Raw genomic sequence first — 20,692 nt, 5'->3', positions numbered from 1 at the left:
GTTTTAATAATGGCAAAATAAATATCATTGTACACTTGATGTACGCGAATAATAAACTTGTTAAAAAGTAATAACGTCATTTCAAAAAACTTTAGAAACGCATGGTAATAATTGGTGTAATCATTCTTTATCCTGTATGATAAAAATGGGAATATTCAATGTTTTCATAGACAATAATTGGCTTAATAGAAGTAGAAAAAATTATTAATAGGAACAAAAAGGATGACCAAAATGGGAAGAAAAAGGAACTGGCATGGCATAGACCGTGTTTTCGTTAAAGACTTAAAATATGAAATAGGATCGCCTGAATCTCATGCACTATCCATACATAAAACTAACTTTGAAGATTGGGAGTTAGAGTTAAGTGCCGATGAAGAAGAATTATATTATTTTGAAGAAGCAAAACCAAAAAAGGAACCTATAGAATTTGCAATTTATATTTAATAGATGAATTGTTTAACAGGAAAGGAGGTAGTGAAAAGCATTGAAAAAAAACAGTTGTAGTAAAGGGAATTACGGTTTTATATGGTTATAGATATGTATCACCACGTTGAAAATATTTTAACTTTTAAACAAAATAAACAACAAGGGGTAGATAAAATGGGGAAATATGTGAAAGACCAAAAGGTAGTTGCTTATACACTATTAGGATTAGAACCTTGTACAGTTGTAAGAGTTGGTTGGATTTTTATTACGGTAAGAGAAGAAGAAACGGGTCATCTATATTCTGTTAGAAAAAGTAAAATGACACCTATAGAGGAAGAGGAACACTATCTTATAGAAGAAAGTATTGATGATGAAGGGTTATTCGGTATAGGTAGATTGTTTGCTAAAATAGAAGCAGAAGACATGGAAGTTGCAAAGAAATCATTTGAAGAGAATGAAGACTTCCCTAAATACGAAGATTTCCATAAACCATCAGAAGGGAAACTGTATGGTGGAGAGTACTATACTACAATCAAAACAGGTAAAGAGTTACTAGAACAATACTTTAATCGAGAAGAGCTAGAACGTAATGGTACTAATTAAATTAGATGTGTAAATGGTTAAAGGTCAAATTTTATTTATGTTAGGTATATAGACTAAGAAAATTTATATTCGTTTTTTGGGAGGACAAAATAATGGATTTGGTAAACAAATTTTTAAACGGTTTGAAAGAAGCCTTATCAACAGATGATCTCGAAGCACTAAATAAAGCATACGGTGCTACAAAAGGGGATATTGATATATTAAGAACGAAATATCCAAATTGTCCACAATCGTTAATCACTTTACTTGAAAATATCGATGGTACATATTGGCGGAAATATGGAGAAAACGAAGTCACGGTATGTATTTTAGGTTCAGATGTTGAAGAGTATCCATATTATTTGCTTTCTACACAGGAAATGATCGAAAGTTCAAAAGAAGGAGAAGACGTCTCCTATCTTTTAGAATACCAAGATGACGAGGATGCTGTTGACTCCAAGATAAATCCAGAAGGTCTTCTCCCTGGCACGTATATTCACTTTTCAGATTGTATGAACAACGGTGGAACATCAAAGCTGTATATTGATTTTAATCCTTCTGAAGAAGGGGTATGTGGTCAAATCATTCGTTTTTTACACGACCCCGATGAATATGAAGTGATTGCAAACAGCTTTGATGAGTATTTACAGAATCTTATTGATGGTAATTTTAATTTTCTAGACGGAGAAGAATCTCAATAATGTGTGAAGAATTTTACTCAAATATTGGAGGAGATTGCGATGAATCAAGATCCAATTTTACAAAAGGTAATAAATAAATGGTAAAATATGAGCCATGATTCTTCTTTCCGAACAGCATATGAAGCTCGAGAGAAATTACTTCTAGATGAACAAGCTAAGTTAGCGCATGCAGAACAAGAGGGCATGGAAAAAGGAATCGAGCAAGGTAAGATGCAGATAATCCGAGGAATGCATGAAATTGGTATACCACTTGAAACTATTGCAAAAGCAAGTAAGTTGAGTGTGGAGGAAATTGAACGTATCTTAAAGCTAAAATAAATATATATGAGTATACAGAACCTTTGTGTAGAAAAAATTAGACGTTTATTATCATAGTAGGTTTAATGGGAAAGTATTGTGAAATATTTTGGAAGTGCTTTTTCTTAATCAATTTTTGGATGTTTTTCATGCTGCTCACAATTATATAAAAAAGTCGAAAGAAGAACGTGAAATGTATTCACGATTAATAAATATGATGCAAATCTAATGTAATGTTGAGGACAGAATTCTTCAGTAATTCAATATGTTTTTTAATGATTCTTTTTGCTGAGATTTTGTAGGAAGAAAAATACTAAAATATTTACTATAAGGTCTCAATATATGAGGTTTTTTCTATGTGTAAAGTTACTTTCCAAAAAGAATAGTAAACTTAAGGAGCCCTTCTCAAACTTGAACCGTCTTAATTTTATTAATATGTATTGAATTCTCATCCACATCTTATTTTCCCGCGTTATGTAATGTTGGTCAGTGAGAAAAAAAGGTACTCTTTCGAGTACCTTTTTACTATTCTACTTTTAACTTAATTTCTTTACCCGTCATACCACCACTAGCTTTTAAGAAAAGTCCTTCAGCATCTTTTGGTATATCAAATACAATTTTACCTGTTTGGGTTAGACCAGGATTCAATTGTTTTAAGAAGAAGTCAGTTTTTCCACCGTTAGCTAAGTCAAAAGATGTTTGACCTTGTGTTGAATATGTGAATTCGCGACCTTTACTATCTACTAATTTAAAGCTGTTAGCATCAACAGTGATAGCGTCTTTTTGATTATTAGTAAGTGTAACTTCTAAAATTTTAAATACACCTTGTGCTTGTTCTTTTGTATATTCATTGCCTACAGAATCTACTGTTTCCATAGATCCTACAGCGATTTTTACATCAGAAGATACCCCTTCTTTTGATACTGCTTTAGTGTCTGTTGAAGTTGTTTCTGTTGAATCTCCGCCACCAGCAACCATAGCAATTATTCCGATTACAAATAAAACTATAATGCCTAGGCATCCAAACTTAAATATTTTTCCCACGTTTGTTCCTCCAATTATGTAAAATTTAAGATTGCAACAGTAATAATAACACATCATATATCTTTATATTGTCATATTATGTCGAACGGAAATAAAAAGATAGTTTAGAAGTTTCAGATTTCATTTCTGTCCTATGACCTATTTTTCCCCGTATTTCGTCTGTATCTCATATTCATAAAGGTAAATGCGCTATAGTCAAAAATTTTTATCTATTTTTGGTAATTGATTCATGTAAAATTTGTTTGTTGGTACATAACTTCATCTATTTTTAAAATATTGTATTATTAGGATGCCGAGGTGAAAATAATTATGTATATGGGTTTCGACAATCAGGAAGATTGACAAAGTATTGAGAATTACTGGACTGTCTGGCCAAATTTAAGAATTTAAACAAATGCATTATTAAAAAAGAACTCTTATGGAAAGATAAGAGTTCTTTAAAAAATGTTGTATTTGAAACCCGCGATGTTTCACAAAAATATTACGTATATGCAATATATAGATTCAATAAAAATAATAAAGGTGCATATAATCTATATTTTAATTAGTTCAGCCCCTTGGAGGGCGCTCCAAGGGGCTAAGATCGAGAATTTTTAAACTCTTGTTAATTTATATGAGAACTCCGTGAACTACTCGCCACTTAGCAAAGCTTGAAGTGGGAGCTTCTCAGTTCCACGACGAAAGTAACCTTTCGTCTCCCTGAGCGTTACTTCGGGGTGTTCCATCCCTAGATGTCCAACGCATGGATGCTCTGTTGGTACGGTTGATATTTTACGCAGGAACCGAATGGCTTGGTTTTCGCACTCTATTTTCTTCCTGCAACCTTCTATATCAAGTTATCAAAGAACTTCATATAGCAAGTTTATCAAAAGTTTTTGGCTATGCCAAACCGAAAGTCATCTCCCACCTATCGTAGGGCTACGCCCTTCACACGCTTGAGGAAGGAGAATTCTTTCGGGGAATACGTTAAAGAGTATCTATACAATTTTAACACTCAACCATATATTTTTGAAACTGTATATATTGATTTATTTGTTAGTAGGTATCATGTTGCGTAACCATAATTGGTGAGCGAAGGTGAGGGACAACAGAAGTACTGACTGAACCTACGGAGTATAAATGAGAAGATTCTTGGTTTTCTCCCAACCACCAAACATAAAGCGAATAGTTAAGAAAGATAGAAAGTTATATGATGCAGGTGCTTTTTTTTAGTTATATAGAAATTATACATTAAACATACTTAAGGAGTCATTTAAGTATAAAGATAATTTATAATCATACAATGATATGGAAAGGTCTTTTCGAACATGTTAGTTAATTCAAAGTATATGTATTATTTGGAACCTGTGCGAGGATGCTTTTTTAATGCACATTATTATAAGGACAAGCATATTATGTAATAGGACGAGTTCTTCGTGTCCTATTCAATGCTCAGGATAACCCCGATTCACATTGAGAGCACCGGTAGCGGGGGTGCTCTCTTTTTATTGAAAAATATATTTAAATGTATATAATATGATTATTCAATTTATTTTTCGATATAAGGGGTACAAATTCGATGCGACGTAAAGAGGATTTGTTAAAACAATGGAAGGTGGATCTGCAAGCTGTTCAAGAAGAAAAGAGAATGAAGAAGAAAGCTAAGAATAAAAAATATAGCATTCCTGGTAACACAGCGGGATTCATGAATGGAAAGAATACTTATCGTAAAGAGAATGGGGTATGGAAACAAAGAAGTAAATGACGTGAAGGTAAATAAGTTTAGTTAAGTTTATAGCAAGTATTGTAGGCGCTTCCGTGATCTGGTTGGCGTCTTGTTTTTTGTTAAGGAAAAATAACAAAATCAAAGAATATAAGTACGGGATTAGAAGAAAAAATAATAGTCTTGTCGTTTGCTATAACCCACTAGGAAAAAGCGAATAACAAGACAATAGACAAGTAGTGAGAGGGAATCCCCATTCTCGATTGAAATTACATCGCAAAATCCAAATGCCGTATAAGAAATATTAAACTTATAAATGAAAAAAGAAACATGCTAGTGTCCCCAAAATATAAGTTTTTAAGGCTCTACCAGGATATGAATTGCAGGTACATCCCCGTATCGGTATAACGAGGAACACAATGTTCTTGGAACGGTGGACAGTAGTTGCCATGGAGAAGTCGGAGTGTTGGTTGTTAACAATGAAGTTCCTAAAGAGGATAATTATGCAAGATCATGAAATTGAAAGAGGTACTCGTATTGCTAAAGGCGACATAGCTTCGGTGGAAAAAGCTCATTTATAGAAAAAAAGAATGAGGAAAGTGGATTGGATTATTAGCTAAATCCAACCATAATCATTTCTTCATTTTTTATTTCAATTATAAATTTATATTCTTTATCCAATAACCAGAAATAAAAACTGACTGCATCAATATCAACTAGTGATTGGAATACTTTATCAAGATTTGTGCTTATTACAGGGATTTCATTATTATCCCATAATATAAAAATCTGTTCATCAAAATCTGGTTTGTTTTCTTTAATAAGGGAAATTAGTTGCTCTTTATTTAAAGCTATTAATTGATTGTCTATCTGTTCCCAATCTATTCTTCCAGAGACAGTTATAGGAAATGAATTTATTAAAGTATTTACAATCTGTTGGCTTTTATTTTGAGAGAAAATGAGAGTTTCTGCTCCGAGGGATTCAATACATTCATTAAACAAAGGGTTTGTATCATTGTTATTTTTGGTTTTCAGTGCCCGTAATTTTTGTTGCATTTTCCATCGTCTTGAGGATCTATCACTCATTTTTATCATTCCTTCTACAATTAATTAGGAGTCAGTATAGCATATAGAAACAGTTCTTTGGGAAGAAACTATTAGGCAATTGAAATCAGCCTCTACTTTCACCATATTTAGTTTAAGAATTAGATTGTTCAATTCTTTTGAAACATAACTATAATAATTCAATTTCAATATTGTAAGCAACTCAGTTATTATATAGAAATACAAATTCAATGACTTGAATTCAATGTTTTGTTACGCTATAGATAGCTTGATTTGTTTTAACTTAAACATATTAAGAGTACTTAATAATTTTTAGGAGGCTTTTTTGAATGAAGTTATGTAAGGCGAAAACCTGGTTACCATTATCTGCTGCAATGATTACAGTAGTAACAAATCCAGTAGGGACTGCGGCTTCAACGGTTTATACGGTTCAAAAGAATGATACCCTAGAAGCAATAAGTAAACAATATGAGGTTTCTGTACAATCACTTAAACAAGAAAACAATAAAGCAAATGATCAAATTAATATTGGAGAACGTTTAACAATTCCGGTATCGTCAACTGCAAACAAATATGTTCAAAAAAATAATTCAACAGTTTCAACTAATACATATCAAGCAATTTACCAAGTGAAAAGCGGGGATACACTAAGTTCTATATCACAACAATATAAGGTTTCAATACAGTCAATAAAACAAAACAATAACGTAGATGAAAATCATATTTTTGTCGGGCAGCACTTAAAGATTGATACTGGTATTTCATTACAAGAAGTGGATTTAATGGCTCGATTAGTAAATACAGAAGCAGGAGGAGAACCGTATGCAGGAAAGGTTGCAGTTGCAAAGGTAGTATTAAATCGTGCTAACGCAAATGGTTTTCCAAATACAATTACAGGTGTAATTTATGAACCCATTAAAAATGGTTATGCATTTACTCCTGTTACAGACGGTAGAATTAATCAGCAAGCTACACAGGAAGCAAGAATGGCAGTAGAAGAGGCTCTCACTTCAAAAGGAACAAATTCTGATTGGCTTTATTTCTACAATCCCAAAACCTCGACTGATAAATGGATTACAACACGTCAAACCGTTGCACAAATTGGAAACCATCTGTTTGCTAAATAAAATAATAGTACATTAATATGTTTCCAATGAGGTAAGGAGAGGTTATTTTTGCGTGTAGTTCATTCACTATTAGCAATATTAGCAGTTATATTTTTAATTTGTGGTGTTATTATTCACGAGTATGTATTGGTGTTTTTGGTAGGGATTTGTTGCATGGTGATAGTAAGTTTTATAATTTCCAGTATACGTAATTGGAAAGAGAATAGAAAGCGTATTTCCATCTTGTATTTTACTTGTGTATTAATATTATTGCTATTAACAATATATCTTTTGTTTGTCACTTTTTATACACGTTCTTTTGAATTTTAGCACTTTTATATAATTTAACATGGCCCCAAAATCAAAAAGAATGATGAAATCCTCAAAAAATAATCAGCTCGATTTATCGAGCTGATTATTACATCCAGAAATCCTCAAAGTCTACGCGTCATTTTACTTTATGAAGATTATCCCATTATTGGACTACTCCCACTATTATCTCGTATAGACGAGGGAAATTAATAAGTAATGGGCTCAATCGAATTCTAACTTATTAGTAGGGTATCGCCATAATTATTGTGGTTAGAAGCCCTATCCCTTCATTCTTCCAATTGATACTTACGGAAATATCCAGACTATGGTTTGTTTGCTATACCATTTCGCTATCAAGCTAACAAAGAGATTAAAAATATTAAAGAGGATTTTTCTAAAAATGAAAGCGCTTTACAATTAAGAGGAATATGCAATTATGCATATCCTTTTTTTGTTATGTTTTTATATCCAAAATCTTTTACATATGCATTATCGATTATATTCAAAATGTCACAGGCCTTGGCATCTCTGTAAAAACGTATCAAAATTTTACTTTAAGACACACGGTATATAAATTTTTGATTGGGCAAATTTCTCTTGTTTAGGAAGAGTAAAAACATCTACTATAAAAATTTTCACAACAGAGCCAGATAACGTGATAAAGTATTTATTGCTGTGCATGTAAATATAAAAAAAGCCTTACAAAATGATGTTTGTAATGGTTTATTTAGCTTATATGATTTTAGGAAATTAATAGCATTTTATGCCGTTATTATTAACCTAGTTACCAAGAAATAGAGGTGAATATAGGATGACTAAACCTTTTAAAAAAAATAGTCGTTATATGGTTGGGTTGGACAGTCTAAGAGGGCTAGCTATACTAGGTGTTATTTTGTATCATATTAATTTTAATTGGTTACCTGGAGGGTTTTTAGGGGTTACAGTATTTTTTGTACTTTCAGGTTATTTAATTACAGATATTCTAGCCATGGAGTGGAAGAGAAATAAGAGAATTGATTTGAAAAAATTCTGGCTTAGTAGAGCAAGAAGATTGCTTCCAGGAATGATTGTTATGCTCGTTATAACATTGGCATGGATTACGATTTTTCATAGCTCTTTACTTGAAAAAATGCGCGGAGATTCATTAGCGGCATTATTTTATGTTAGTAACTGGTGGTATATTTATCATAAATTATCTTACTTTGATAATTTTAATCAGATTTCTCCATTAAATCATTTTTGGTCGTTAGCAGTCGAGGAACAATTCTATGTTGTCTGGCCGTTTATTATTAGTTTAGGACTTTACTACATAAAAAAACAATCCCGTATGATTTTATTGATTTGTCTAGGAGCGTTTGCTTCAGCTTTAGCAATGGCAAATTTATATGAACCTGGAGTTGATCCGAGTAGAATATATTATGGTACAGATACGAGGGCCTTTTCCTTACTTATCGGAGCGGTACTTGCCTTAGTTTGGCCAAGCAATAGGCTTGCTAATAAAATTATCCCGAAGGCGCGTTTCATTCTTGATGTAGTGGGGGGCATAGCTCTTATTATAATTTTGGTTATGTTTTGGAAGACCAATCAATATGATCCATTTCTATACAAGGGAGGAATGGTTCTCTTATCAATTGCAACAGCATTGTTAGTGGCAAATCTAGCTCATCCAGCTAGTCGCATTGCTCAATTTTTGCGATTTAGGCCTTTACGTTGGGTAGGGGTAAGATCGTATGGCATATACCTCTGGCATTATCCAATTCTTACATTAACGACTCCAAAAGTAAATGTAGGGGATTTTTCAATAATAAGAGCAATCTTTCAATTTCTTTTAATCATATTGATTGCGCAAATTTCATGGAAGTTTATCGAAAAACCAATCCGACAAGGTGCGCTTCGGAACATTCAGTTTAAGAACTTAAGACTTCAAAATGTCACTTTAGGTGTTAAGTTAGCTTTAGTTTGTTCATTATTCTTTTCGTCAATAGCAGTTTTAGGGTTATTAAATGCTAGTAAGGCTAAGGAGAATTCTCAACAAGATAAGGTGGAAACAGTACAAACAAAACCGGCGCCACATCCAGTTGCTGTTTGGGAAAATGCAGATCAAGAAACGCCACTAAATCAAGGGGAATCAAAAGAAGTAAATCCTGCAAAACCTAAAAATCCACTCACAGTTACTGCGATAGGCGATTCCGTTATGATTGATATTACTCCATATTTAAAAAATACTTTTCCTGATATTAGGATTGATGCGCAAATTGGTCGTCAGCTGTCAAAAGCGATTCCGGTAGTTGAACAGTTAAAAAATGAAGGGAATTTAGGAAACTATGTCATTATCGGATTAGGTACAAATGGAGCCTTTACTACTGAGCAACTTGTTTCATTAATAAAATTAATTGGAAACGAACGTAAAATAATATTTATTAATACGAGAGTGCCACGTCCGTGGGAACCAATTGTGAACGAGAGACTGAAAGTAACAGTACCTAAATATCCTAATGTAACTCTAGTTGATTGGTATGCAGCAAGTGCTGGAAAGAAAGACTACTTTGCACCTGATGGTGTGCATTTAACCAATATAGGTGCAGAAGCATACGCAGTACTTGTAGCTAAAGCGGTTAATCAATAATTAATTATATTTGATCAAATTCTTTTGCAAAGTTAGCTGAAATAAAAAAGATTTATATTTGGAGAAATACACTTTTGGCATTTAGCAATAATTCCTGTAATTCATAATACATTGAAAAGCGAAGTTTAGTTAAAGACTTCGCTTTTTTGTACGGGACATGAATGGTGTCGATGCCTTTTACTATACATACGGTATAACGAAAATGTTGAATTTCTGTAGTTTTGAAAATAGGTTGCCACTTTACATGTTAATAAACCTGTTCTGCAGGGTTCTTTAACGGGCTACCTATATTTTTTCTTGAAATATAAGGATACCGTCAGTTATTAACAATAATAGCTAAAAAAACTACTTTCTTTCTTAATTCACATAATTTTCAAAAATAAATACCGTGGATGTTAATATTTGTTATATAATATAGTTGTCAAAGCATTACCCCTAAAGTTTCTACAGTCAATCTGTAAGATAGTTTGTTTGGCCCGTATATTCACCTTAAACTAAAAAGAACTTGTAGAGAGTCCTACAAGTTCTTTTTGTTTTAAGGGTTAAATGTGGATTTAAAATATAGTTGCAATTCTTTAAGGGGGAAAAGTAATGTTTATAGAAACAGAAAGGTTATTAATACGAAGATTTGAGTTCAAAGATTGGCAAGCTGTTCATGAGTATACATCAGATATTAATGTTATGAAATACATACCTGAAGGGGTTTTTACTGAAGAAGGTGCAAGAAACTTTGTGAATGAAAACATTGGTGAAAACGCTAAGAACTTTCCTGTAGTATTAATTGATAAAGGTATTCTGATTGGTCATATAGTTTTTCATAAATATTTTGGTGAGCATACATATGAGATTGGTTGGGTGTTCAATCTTAAATATTTCAATAAAGGATATGCTTCTGAAGCAGCACAAGCTACAGTAAAATATGGCTTCAAGGAAATGAATTTACATAGGATAATAGCTACATGTCAGCCACAAAATATTCCATCATATCGGGTGATGGAGAAGATTGGAATGAGAAGAGAAGGCTATTTCAGGAAGTGTATACCACATGGGAATGAATGGTGGGATAAATATTATTATGCTATTTTAGAAGAAGAGTTGTGTCTCAGAACGCATTATTTAAATTGAAGCTCCTATCTCTAAAGAGGCAAGTTGACTAACGTTAGTAGGATTCTTGTTACCAAAGGCAAAGTCCATTTCTGCTATGGCTGACGTGCAAGACCATGGTGTCCCATTACCACTCTCGTGATTGCCCTATGTATTCTCAAAATAAAGAATATTAGAAATGTATTATGGTAAAATGTGTATAACTATAAATTATTAAATAGATTGGAGAATACTAGAATGAAAGTACAATTACTAAGAATAGGGATATTGGCTTGCTTCATGATATTCTGTTGGTCCTATGAAGATGTCTCTGCTGCATCTACATGTGAGCCATATGGTGAAGTTAAGCCGAACCAAAATCCCTCTCGTCAGCACATAAATTGCCTACTAACGAACGCAGCATTAAAAGAAAATGTTCCTCCTGAAGTTGTAAAAGCTGTAGCTACACAAGAAAGTGGATGGAAACAATTTGATGGAAACGGCCAGCCAATCATAGCACAAGATGGTGGAATTGGGATTATGCAAATTACCAATCAACCTCAGTTCGATCAACAAAAGTTAAAATATGATATTAATTATAATATTGAAGCAGGTGTTAAAGTTCTTCGTAGTATGTATCAGCGAACAGATCTACCTAAGGTAAAAGTTGCTGGACCAGAAATAATTGAAAACTGGTACTTCTCTGTTATGGCTTATAATGGAACAAAACCTGCAAACAGTCCTTTGTATAAAGCTACCGGTCAAAAAAATTTAAACGCTTACCAGGAAAAAGTGTTTTCTATTCTAGAACAATACAGTTTTTTAAATGATACAAAATTGGGGCAGTTTCCTTTCAGTACAGCTGATTTCGAATATGATCCTAACACGAGCACAAACATTATATTTAAAAAGAAGGAGTACACACTAACTAATCTACATCCTTCTATCTATCACCTAAAAACAGGTGATCAAGTACTTGTAACAAGAGATGGAGTAAATTTAAGATCTAAACCTACTTCCGCTTCAAATGGGAAACCATTAAGTAAAAATACGAACTTGATTATTCAAGGAAACGCAGCATATGATGAATCTGTAGATAGTAGCAATCAGTTTGTATGGTATCCAGTTAAAACTGCAGATCAAAAACTAGTAGGTTATATTTCTTCTACATATATTATGAAAAAATTATAATTTAAAATCAAACGGTGAAGATAATCACTGATAAAGATATGGTAGTGATAGGAACGGTTGAACCAAATATAGTTGTGGGTTCTGGTACAAAAAAATATTAAACTTGAACATACCGATACTGCTACTCTACAAAGGACTGTAACAGTTATGGAACAAAATGGTTGTTCAAGTGGAAGCATTTCGTTCCTAACTGTATTTTGTAAACAGTGAAATGATACAAGCGGTACAACTTGAATCTTCGTAAAGAAGCACCCCTGCGTGATATTACTTAGGAAAGTTTGGGAGGAAGTGAAGAGAGACGAGCTCCCAACGAAAGTAAAAGAAAGAATAGATATGAAATAATTAGTTACTTGTGATGGCGGATTCTCTTACATGGAGGAATCGCCGTTCTTTTTATTTACAATGAGAAACGCATGTTAGGGTGAATATTGAGGTTAATTGGAATGCCAGACTGATCGATACATTGAACGTATCAATTATTGATTTATATAAGTACCTATACATACCAGGTTAACGAAATTTTGTTCATTTGTTTTCATTAGAGGTGCATCTCGGGGAAAGAAGAAAGTGTGCAAAAGAAGTGCTAGAAAGCCGTAGCGTGTTTGACAGAATTAAACTCGTAAGATATCTCGTAATAGATAGCATAATAGAGAATTAAATCGTTGTATATTTTAATATATTGTTATAATATTACGAAAGGGAATAAGGTAATATAAGGTAAATACGCTAATGTTATTGTATAAATATAGCGCAAACAGGGAGAATGAACATGAAAAAGTATCTAGTAGCAGGATTATTGTTGTCAAGTTTATTAGTGGGGTGTGGTCAGGAGAACGCCTCTACCAAGAAAGAAACGCCTAAGAGTGAGCAGGAAGTGAAGAAGGACCCGCAAGCCAATAAGAAGGTAGACGAAACAAAGCGTGATGAATTAAAGGACACGGAAAAGTTGGATGATAATGTGCCAAAGGATAATGAAAACAAAGCGCTTGATACGAAAAATAGTGAAGATAAAGTTGATATTGTGCAGTATCAGCTTCCATCAGATGAAAGTAGTTCTACGATGCCTGTGGATTACTTTGAAGCACTTGAACATGGTATGCCATATGAAGAAGTAGCTAAGGCGTTACACCGTAATGCGACAAGTGCAATTAAAACTAAGAAATTTGATACTGAATTAATTGAATATACTTATGAGGCGCCAGAAGCGGTGATACAAGTTCAATTTAAGGATGGTAATTTATTTGGTGCGGAATATGTTGGTCAAGATAAGGAAATGTATTCAGTTATTCCTGTTGGATGGGATGTAAAAAATAATCGTTGGGATGAAGAGAGAAACGTAGGCTTGCAATCTAGTGAGAGTAAGTCAAACAATCACAAGTCTGAAGGTAAGAATGTTGAAGCAAATGATAAGCCCGCATCTAGTACAGCAGGTGTAAAGGCAAATAAAAAGCCCGGAGAATTTACTACGAATCATAAACCTAATAATAACGAAGTTGAACAACATCATAATAAGGAACAGCAACGTGAGGAAATAGAAGAATTTAAGCCGAGTGATGCAGACATGGAACGCATTAAACGACAAGAAGACCGTTGGAATACGCCATCAGGTGGGTTTGGTGCTACATGGCAGCAAGAAATGGAAGAGATGAAAAAACAGAAATAAAACAACATAAACACCTATTATACGGATTAAGTGAATTTAAAGTAAGAAATTTATAGTTTTTATCATCACTCTGTCTATTACAAAATATTAATATTGTTGTTGATATTGTCTTATAAGAAGGAATTCATTTAAGATATTAATTGAAAATATTAATTGGGAGGATGTTAGAAATGGAATTAAATAATGGGGATGGAATTAGTATAGAAAAAAGTACAAGTATTAACATGGAAGAAATGGAGTTATTATTGCTAGCTGATCCCTCAACAGAAGTAGTTAATGGATATCTTAAAAAGGGAGATTGTTTTGTTTTAAAAAAAGGTGCTGTTACTGTAGGTATTATGATTTTAATTCCTAACCGAACTGAAACAATTGAGATTATAAATATAGCAGTTTCCGAAAAAGAGCAAGGAAAAGGATATGGGAAATACCTACTTAGATTTGCTATAGATTATGCTAAAAAAGAAAAATATAAAACTATAGAAATAGGCACAGGAAATTCTAGTTTAATGCAACTAGGCCTTTATCAAAAATGTGGTTTTAGAATAACCAGTGTGGATAAGGACTTTTTCTTACAAAACTATAATGAAGAAATATATGAAAATGGTATTCAATGTATGGATATGATTAGGTTAACGCAAAATTTATAAAAATTATTTGTACATAAAAATCGCAACCCCCATTAAATGTAGAGGGTTGCGATTTTTTTTGATGTAAAGCGTCATTATGATTTGTGGGTAGTATTAAGGAGTTTATGTATTTGAGAATTATTACAAAATCAACAAGTGTTAATAAATTCATCTGTTATGTCAACAATTTGAATATATTTCAAATTGTTTTTTATAATTCAGATAGATCTTTTTCCATTAATTTTAATAAAAAGTAAAAAATATGAAACTCATGCATTTTAGTTATGGTTAAATGTTCATTTAAATCACTAAACGATGGGATTTATTGGATAATTATAAGCGTAATTTTTTCTTTATTCAAGGATGAAAATCGTACTAAATGTAGACATAACAACTATTATATTGTTTTAATGATATAAAAATATTTAGTTTTTTTAAAAATAAATTTTCTGAATTATAAATATTATTATATATTGAGAAAGTAAAAAAATAGAAAAATATCAATTGAATCCCAAAAAATAACGTGTGAATATTATAGATATAAATTACACCTTGATATTTCGCATGAATTTCTACAAATTTAGATGTTTATTAAATTAGGAGGATTGATAGTGCCAAAAATGTAGTTTGTTGCTAATTCAGTATTTTATATGCATCCATGGGATTTTAGAACGCACAGTTATTATTTGCTAGTAAGCATTTTAATATCAAATCTTTTGGGGAAGTGATAAGTAATGGTCACAGTATTAAATAATGAAACTAAAAGTTTATTAGTTGAAAAAATTGCAAATAAAAATGCGTGTATTGGATATGTAGGCCTAGGTTATGTTGGACTACCATCAGCTCTTAAATGTTTAGAAGTAGGTTATACGGTAAGAGGTTTTGATAAAAACTCAGCAAAAATAAGAAAACTAGAACGTGGAATAAGTTATATCAGCGATATTCAAGATACTGAAATCCAAGATGCTTTACATACAAATAGATTTTTTGTTAGTACAGAAATGAATGATATAAACGAATGTGATGTTGTAGTTATATGTGTTCCTACACCATTAGAAAGAACTAGTAAACAACCAGATTTAACATATATTCATTCAGCAGTTGATGAAATAGTTAAATACATTAAAAAAGGTACATTAATTATCTTAGAAAGTACTACTTATCCAGGTACTACAAGGGAAGAAGTTTTATACAAATTAGAACAGAAAACTAATTTTAAAATTGGTGTAGATATATTTGTAGCATACTCTCCAGAGCGAATCGATCCTGCAAATCAATCGTTTTCAATTCAAGATATTATAAAAATCGTAGGTGGAGTTACATCTAATTGTACCGATTGTGCAGCAGCCTTCTATAGTAATTTAATTAAGGATATTCATAAGGTAAGCAGTCCAGAAGTAGCAGAGACAGCTAAGTTATTAGAAAATACGTATCGTTTTATAAATATTGCTTTTATTAATGAAATGACACAAATTTGTAATGAGTTAAACATAAATATCTGGGAAGTAATTGATGCCTCAGGAACTAAGCCATTTGGATTTCAAAAATTCTATCCTGGTCCTGGCGTAGGAGGACACTGTATTCCGATTGATCCTATTTATTTTAAGTGGATTGCAAATAATAAGGATTTAGCGACAAAAATGATTGATGTGGCAAGAGAAATTAATGAAAACATGCCTAAGTATGTTCTTAATAGAGCACTACAGTTACTAGATGATAAAGATGGTAAGGATATTCTTATGGTTGGTGTTGCATATAAAAAGAATGTTAATGATGCTAGGGAATCGCCAGCTTTGGATATTATGAATGATTTAATGATAGAAGACTATAACGTGGATTATTACGATCCGTTTATAGAGGAACTCATTGTGGGCGATAACACATTGAAAAAATCTATAGATTTAAACATAAGTCAATTAGACAAATACACTTTAATTATTGTTCATACAGATCATGATTGCATTAATTTTAAATTGCTTAATGAGGTAAATTGTTTAATTTTAGACACAAGAAACATATTTAAAGATGAATCAGTATATAAAAAAAATATTATAAGTTTGTAGGTGATTACATGGTAGGGTTTATTCCTTTTTATCGACCAGAAATCAATGATGAAGATATAGATAGGGTAGTTTCTGCCCTTAAATCTGGATGGCTTTCAAAGGGGCCAAAAGTAATAGAGTTTGAAGAGAATTTAAAAGAATATCTGAATACTGAACATGTAGTAAGTTGTAATTCAGGGACTGCCGCATTACATTTAGCATTACTGTCTCTGGGAGTTGGATTAGAAGACGAAGTAATAGTTCCAAGTTTTACTTTTTGTTCAAGTGTAAACGTTATTATGCATGTAGGTGCAAAACCTGTATTTGTAGACATAGATGAAGAGGATTTATGTCTTGATCTTCAAGATGTTAAAAGAAAAATCACTAAAAAAACGAAAGCAATTATTGCAGTTCACTTTGCTGGATACCCGGCTAAATTAAAAGAACTTCAAAAATTATGTAAAGAATACGGATTGTTTTTGATAGAGGATGCAGCGCATGCATTAGGAACAAAATATGATAATACTTTAATTGGTACACATGGAGATGTCATTTGTTTTAGTTTTTATGCAACAAAAAATATAACAACAGGTGAAGGCGGAGCGTTAGTCACTAAAAATGAATCGATCGCTGAAAAAGCTAGATTATATGGTTGGCATGGTATCACGAAAAATGCATGGAATCGTTATGGTGAAGAAGGAAGCTGGCGTTATGATGTTCTATTACCTGGGTTTAAATATAACATGATGGATCTACAAGCTAGTTTGGGTATTAGTCAGTTAAAAAGAGCTGATGAAATGATTGAAAAACGCAAGAGAATAGCTGAAAGGTACCAAGAGGAATTAAAAGAGGTTCAAGAATATATAACGTTACCTAATTATACTAACGATCCAAGTGTAAAACACGCATGGCATTTATTTGTTATAAAAATTAATTCTAATTCTCCTGTTAGTAGAGATCAGGTAATTCAAGAAATGAAAAAGAGAAATATTGGGCTTAGTGTTCACTTTATTCCTGTTCATATGCACCCGTATTATGAAGAGAGATTTAACGTATATTTACCTAAAACGGAAGAGATATTTAATCAAATTATTTCATTACCACTGTATAGTGCTCTTACAGACAATGAAGTTGAACATATAATAACGTCTTTAAAAAGTCTATATCAATTAAAAATAGGGAGGTAAATATTTATGAAAATTGGAGTTATTGGTGGCAGCGGATTTATTGGTAAGCATGTTACAAAGGAGTTACTAGCAAGGGGTTATGAAGTAGTTATATTTGATAAATTTAATCCAAGTATTGATGTTCCTTTTAAGGAAATTGATATTTTAGATATTGCAACATTAAGAGAAAATCTTATTAATATCAATGGGGTAATTCATTTAGCTGCATTAGTGGGTGTTGATAATTGCCGTTTAAATGAAGAAGAGGTAGTGAGGGTGAACTTTGAAGGTACGAAAAATATTGTACAGGTTTGTAGCGAAAATGGTATAGAGAAATTATTGTTTTCTTCCAGTTCAGAGGTATATGGGGATGGCGTGAGTGTTCCGTTTAAAGAAAATGATATTAAAATGCCAAAATCAGCTTATGGAAAAGCTAAATTAATGTCCGAAGATTATTTGAAAGAATATGCTAGTGATAGTTTGAAAATCAGAGTGGTACGTTATTTTAATGTATACGGTTCACAACAAAATGATAACTTTGTAATTTCTAAGTTTTTAAAACAAGCTCATAGTGGTGAAGATATTACTATTTATGGAGATGGACAGCAAATTAGATGTTTTAGTTATATAAGTGATATTGTTAACGGAACTATACTAGCCTTTGAATATGAAGGAGAGAAATTTGCAGATTTTAATGTTGGCAATAACAAACCTATATCTATGGAAGAACTAGCAATAAAAATTAATGAATTAATGGGCAATAAAAGTAAAATTAAATTTCTTGATTTAGGTGAAGAGGGAGTCAGAAATTCTAGCATTGAAATCTTTAGAAGAATCCCTTCAATAGAGAAAGCTAAATTATTTTTAAACTATCAACCAATTATTTCATTAGATAAAGGACTAGAGATAATAATAGGGGAGAAGTATGGAAACACAGTATCTATATCCTAAGAATCCAAAGAAAATTAAGTATCCCATATATTCTTCTCTTTGGAGTATATCTGATCATGTATTTTTTTTGAAAAGTGTATATAGACCTACTGATTCTAACCTTAAAAAAAGTCTTCAAGCTTTTTATCCGGATGCAGAAATTGTATTAACTAATAGCGGTACATCTGCATTAGTAGTTGGTTTAAAGTACCTAAAAGTAGCAACGGGAGATGAAGTGATTCTATCAAACTTTAATTGTCCTAATGTGATAGAAGCATTATTAACGGTGGGAGCAAAACCTGTATTAATTGATTTAAACACTAATCATTCAATTTCTCTTAATAAAATAAAAAAACATTTGAATGCTAATACAAAGGCAATTATTCTTACGCACTTGTATGGATGTCATGATGATTTAGAAATTATTGACTGGGCTAGAGAAAATAATATTTATATCATCGATGATGCTGCACAAGCAATGTTTTCTTATCAAAATGGAAAGCCAGTTGGTAGTTTAGGTGACATTGGTATTTTAAGTTTTGGGGGAACTAAACCAATCCCAAGTATAGGGGGAGGAGCGTTACTTCTTAATCGTACAATAAGTGAATTGTGTGACATGGATGAAGAAAAGAAGGAAGAAGTGATTTTAGATTATAAGAATCATTTAAAAACACAATTAGGTATAAGAATAAAAAAGAGTAGAGTACTGAGCTTATTTACTAATTATTGGAGGAAATTAGAGATTCTGCCCTCCTATAATAATAGTAAATTAGATTCTTTACCGGAGAAAACGGAAGTTATAAATCCAAAAAGAATGTCTATAGTACGTTCATTGTTAATTGATAAACACCTACAGAAAACAAAGAAGATTTTAGAAATAAATATATGCAACGCTAGTCTGTGTTATACAATGCTGCAGGAAATTGAAGAAAAGTATGGCGTTCAGATTATATTTTCAGCTCAGAATGTTTATTTAAACTATTTTACCATTATATTCAAAGAATCATCTGATAGGTATGAGTGTTCTGTACATTTAGCGAAAAAAGGTATACAAACTTGTTGGAACTATTTACCTCTGAGTGAAATCCCTATTTTTTCGAAGTACGCAACCGAGACAGAAAATATAGATTTTTTATGGCCAAGGGTATTATCAATACCTTTTAAATATCCTTTAGTAGACAAGGACCTTAAGTATATATGTAGTCAAATTCTAAAATATTTAGAGAATAAGAATTAAAAGGTGATTATATGGAAATCGAAATATGTACTGACGCCCAATATTGGGATGCCTGTATGGAAGAATACAATGGTTCTGTATTTCATAGTTACGAATGGGGAAAGTTAATGGAATTATTACCTGGTGTTCAATTTTTCCCAGTACTAATAGAAACACGAGATACAGTAGTTTTAACTCCTATGTATGTACAGAATGGTAGGCTTTTGGGAAGTTTAATTGGTTATGGAGGCCCAATAATAATTGGCCAAGATAAAATAGATTTTTCAGTTTATGAATCCATAATAAATAAGAAATTTGAAAATAAAATTCAAAAGCTTTTATTACCTATAACGATAAATCCTTTTCAAAGTTATAGTAAGGAAAAGTGGGATTATAAAGAAACTTATATGTTAGATCTACCAAATAAGTTTGAGGATTTATGGACATCGTGTTCTGGGAAAGCTAGGACAAGTGTTAGGTATGCACGTAAACAGAATGTTGAAATTCGACCTATAACTGTAGCGGAATTAGATGAGTTTTACCAATTATATCAAGAACATAATAACAGTATAGGAGCGAGTTATTCATTTAGTAGAGAGTTTTTTTATCATTTAGTTCTTAATTTACAAGAAAAAATCCTTTTTTTAGGGGCATTCTTAGAAGAAGAACTAATTAGTTCCAGCCTTTTTATAATGGATAAACAGGTTTTATATTACTGGATTAATATTAATAATACCAAAGGAAAAAATTCGCAATCCTCATATTTACTACTAAATGATGCGTTTGAATTAGCAATTCATAATAAATTAAAGTATGCGGATTTAGGATATTCACATAATAAAGGGATTGCTAGACCTAAGATATACTGGGGGGCAGCTTTGAAAAAATGTTTTTGTTTAAAAGAAAGGATTTAA

Annotated in this window: 17 protein-coding genes and 2 pseudogenes; 17 read left to right on the top strand and 2 right to left on the bottom strand. The window is 32.0% G+C overall.

Going from position 1 to position 20,692, the window contains the following annotated elements; translation table 11 throughout:
* Positions 1–222: 222 nt before the first annotated feature.
* The 4 genes and pseudogenes from ACTFP3_RS25640 to ACTFP3_RS25625 form a co-directional block, all read left to right on the top strand.
* Positions 223–554, top strand: a pseudogene (locus ACTFP3_RS25640) (transposase).
* A 46-nt stretch (positions 555–600) separates the two neighbouring features.
* Positions 601–1,029, top strand: coding sequence for a hypothetical protein (locus ACTFP3_RS25635; RefSeq protein ID WP_031312909.1), 429 nt, complete (start codon positions 601–603; stop codon positions 1,027–1,029).
* A gap of 92 nt (positions 1,030–1,121) precedes the next feature.
* Positions 1,122–1,709, top strand: a complete 588-nt coding sequence (locus ACTFP3_RS25630) for an SMI1/KNR4 family protein (protein WP_098762716.1) — start codon at positions 1,122–1,124, stop codon at positions 1,707–1,709.
* A gap of 6 nt (positions 1,710–1,715) precedes the next feature.
* A pseudogene (locus ACTFP3_RS25625) lies at positions 1,716–2,027 on the top strand (Rpn family recombination-promoting nuclease/putative transposase); the annotation flags it as partial.
* 504 nt (positions 2,028–2,531) lie between these two features.
* Here ACTFP3_RS25625 and ACTFP3_RS25620 read toward each other — a convergent pair.
* Entirely contained in the window at positions 2,532–3,050 is a 519-nt protein-coding gene (locus tag ACTFP3_RS25620; RefSeq protein ID WP_017658149.1) for a DUF4352 domain-containing protein, read from the bottom strand.
* Between the two features lie 1,558 nt (positions 3,051–4,608).
* Between ACTFP3_RS25620 and ACTFP3_RS25615 the strand changes: the two genes are divergently transcribed.
* On the top strand, positions 4,609–4,794 hold the full coding sequence (locus ACTFP3_RS25615; protein ID WP_001253021.1) for a hypothetical protein: 186 nt from the start codon (positions 4,609–4,611) through the stop codon (positions 4,792–4,794).
* A gap of 377 nt (positions 4,795–5,171) precedes the next feature.
* Entirely contained in the window at positions 5,172–5,333 is a 162-nt protein-coding gene (locus ACTFP3_RS25610; RefSeq protein ID WP_017658151.1) for a hypothetical protein, read from the top strand.
* Positions 5,334–5,364: 31 nt separating this feature from the next.
* Here ACTFP3_RS25610 and ACTFP3_RS25605 read toward each other — a convergent pair whose 3' ends face one another.
* Positions 5,365–5,838, bottom strand: a complete 474-nt coding sequence (locus ACTFP3_RS25605; protein ID WP_001283878.1) for a CDI toxin immunity protein — start codon at positions 5,836–5,838, stop codon at positions 5,365–5,367.
* A 308-nt stretch (positions 5,839–6,146) separates the two neighbouring features.
* Here ACTFP3_RS25605 and ACTFP3_RS25600 point away from each other — a divergent pair, with 308 nt between their 5' ends.
* The 11 genes from ACTFP3_RS25600 to ACTFP3_RS25550 all read left to right on the top strand — a co-directional run bounded on the left by ACTFP3_RS25600 (position 6,147) and on the right by ACTFP3_RS25550 (position 20,692).
* The gene (locus ACTFP3_RS25600) at positions 6,147–6,944 is read left to right on the top strand and encodes a cell wall hydrolase (RefSeq protein ID WP_440011615.1); all 798 of its coding nucleotides are present in this window, start codon (positions 6,147–6,149) and stop codon (positions 6,942–6,944) included.
* Positions 6,945–8,046: 1,102 nt separating this feature from the next.
* A complete protein-coding gene (locus ACTFP3_RS25595) occupies positions 8,047–9,861 on the top strand; it encodes an acyltransferase family protein (protein WP_440011613.1) in 1,815 nt (604 codons plus the stop codon).
* A 591-nt stretch (positions 9,862–10,452) separates the two neighbouring features.
* Positions 10,453–10,986 carry a GNAT family N-acetyltransferase gene (locus ACTFP3_RS25590; RefSeq protein WP_440011611.1) on the top strand — a complete coding sequence of 178 codons (534 nt, stop codon included), beginning with the start codon at positions 10,453–10,455 and terminating at the stop codon, positions 10,984–10,986.
* Between the two features lie 216 nt (positions 10,987–11,202).
* Positions 11,203–12,135, top strand: a complete 933-nt coding sequence (locus ACTFP3_RS25585) for a transglycosylase SLT domain-containing protein (protein WP_098284848.1) — start codon at positions 11,203–11,205, stop codon at positions 12,133–12,135.
* 769 nt (positions 12,136–12,904) lie between these two features.
* Entirely contained in the window at positions 12,905–13,798 is an 894-nt protein-coding gene (locus ACTFP3_RS25580; RefSeq protein WP_087965305.1) for a hypothetical protein, read from the top strand.
* Between the two features lie 170 nt (positions 13,799–13,968).
* Positions 13,969–14,445 carry a GNAT family N-acetyltransferase gene (locus tag ACTFP3_RS25575; protein ID WP_080495052.1) on the top strand — a complete coding sequence of 159 codons (477 nt, stop codon included), beginning with the start codon at positions 13,969–13,971 and terminating at the stop codon, positions 14,443–14,445.
* A 713-nt stretch (positions 14,446–15,158) separates the two neighbouring features.
* Positions 15,159–16,487 carry a nucleotide sugar dehydrogenase gene (locus ACTFP3_RS25570; RefSeq protein WP_440011608.1) on the top strand — a complete coding sequence of 443 codons (1,329 nt, stop codon included), beginning with the start codon at positions 15,159–15,161 and terminating at the stop codon, positions 16,485–16,487.
* 8 nt (positions 16,488–16,495) lie between these two features.
* Positions 16,496–17,653: a DegT/DnrJ/EryC1/StrS family aminotransferase gene (locus ACTFP3_RS25565; RefSeq protein ID WP_087965302.1), complete on the top strand. Its 1,158-nt coding sequence runs from the start codon at positions 16,496–16,498 to the stop codon at positions 17,651–17,653.
* Positions 17,654–17,659: 6 nt separating this feature from the next.
* Positions 17,660–18,583, top strand: coding sequence for an NAD-dependent epimerase/dehydratase family protein (locus ACTFP3_RS25560; protein WP_087965300.1), 924 nt, complete (start codon positions 17,660–17,662; stop codon positions 18,581–18,583).
* Entirely contained in the window at positions 18,558–19,799 is a 1,242-nt protein-coding gene (locus ACTFP3_RS25555; RefSeq protein ID WP_326036340.1) for an aminotransferase class V-fold PLP-dependent enzyme, read from the top strand. Before ACTFP3_RS25560 ends, ACTFP3_RS25555 begins: the two co-directional genes overlap by 26 nt.
* Before the next feature lie 11 nt (positions 19,800–19,810).
* Positions 19,811–20,692 carry a GNAT family N-acetyltransferase gene (locus tag ACTFP3_RS25550; protein WP_098284853.1) on the top strand — a complete coding sequence of 294 codons (882 nt, stop codon included), beginning with the start codon at positions 19,811–19,813 and terminating at the stop codon, positions 20,690–20,692.

It is taken from the genome of Bacillus cereus group sp. MYBK5-2 (genome assembly GCF_051915685.1).
In the GTDB taxonomy this organism is placed as follows: domain Bacteria; phylum Bacillota; class Bacilli; order Bacillales; family Bacillaceae_G; genus Bacillus_A; species Bacillus_A cereus.
The sequence above is the reverse complement of the archived record's forward strand: the minus strand, read 5'-3'. Positions and strand labels throughout refer to the sequence as shown.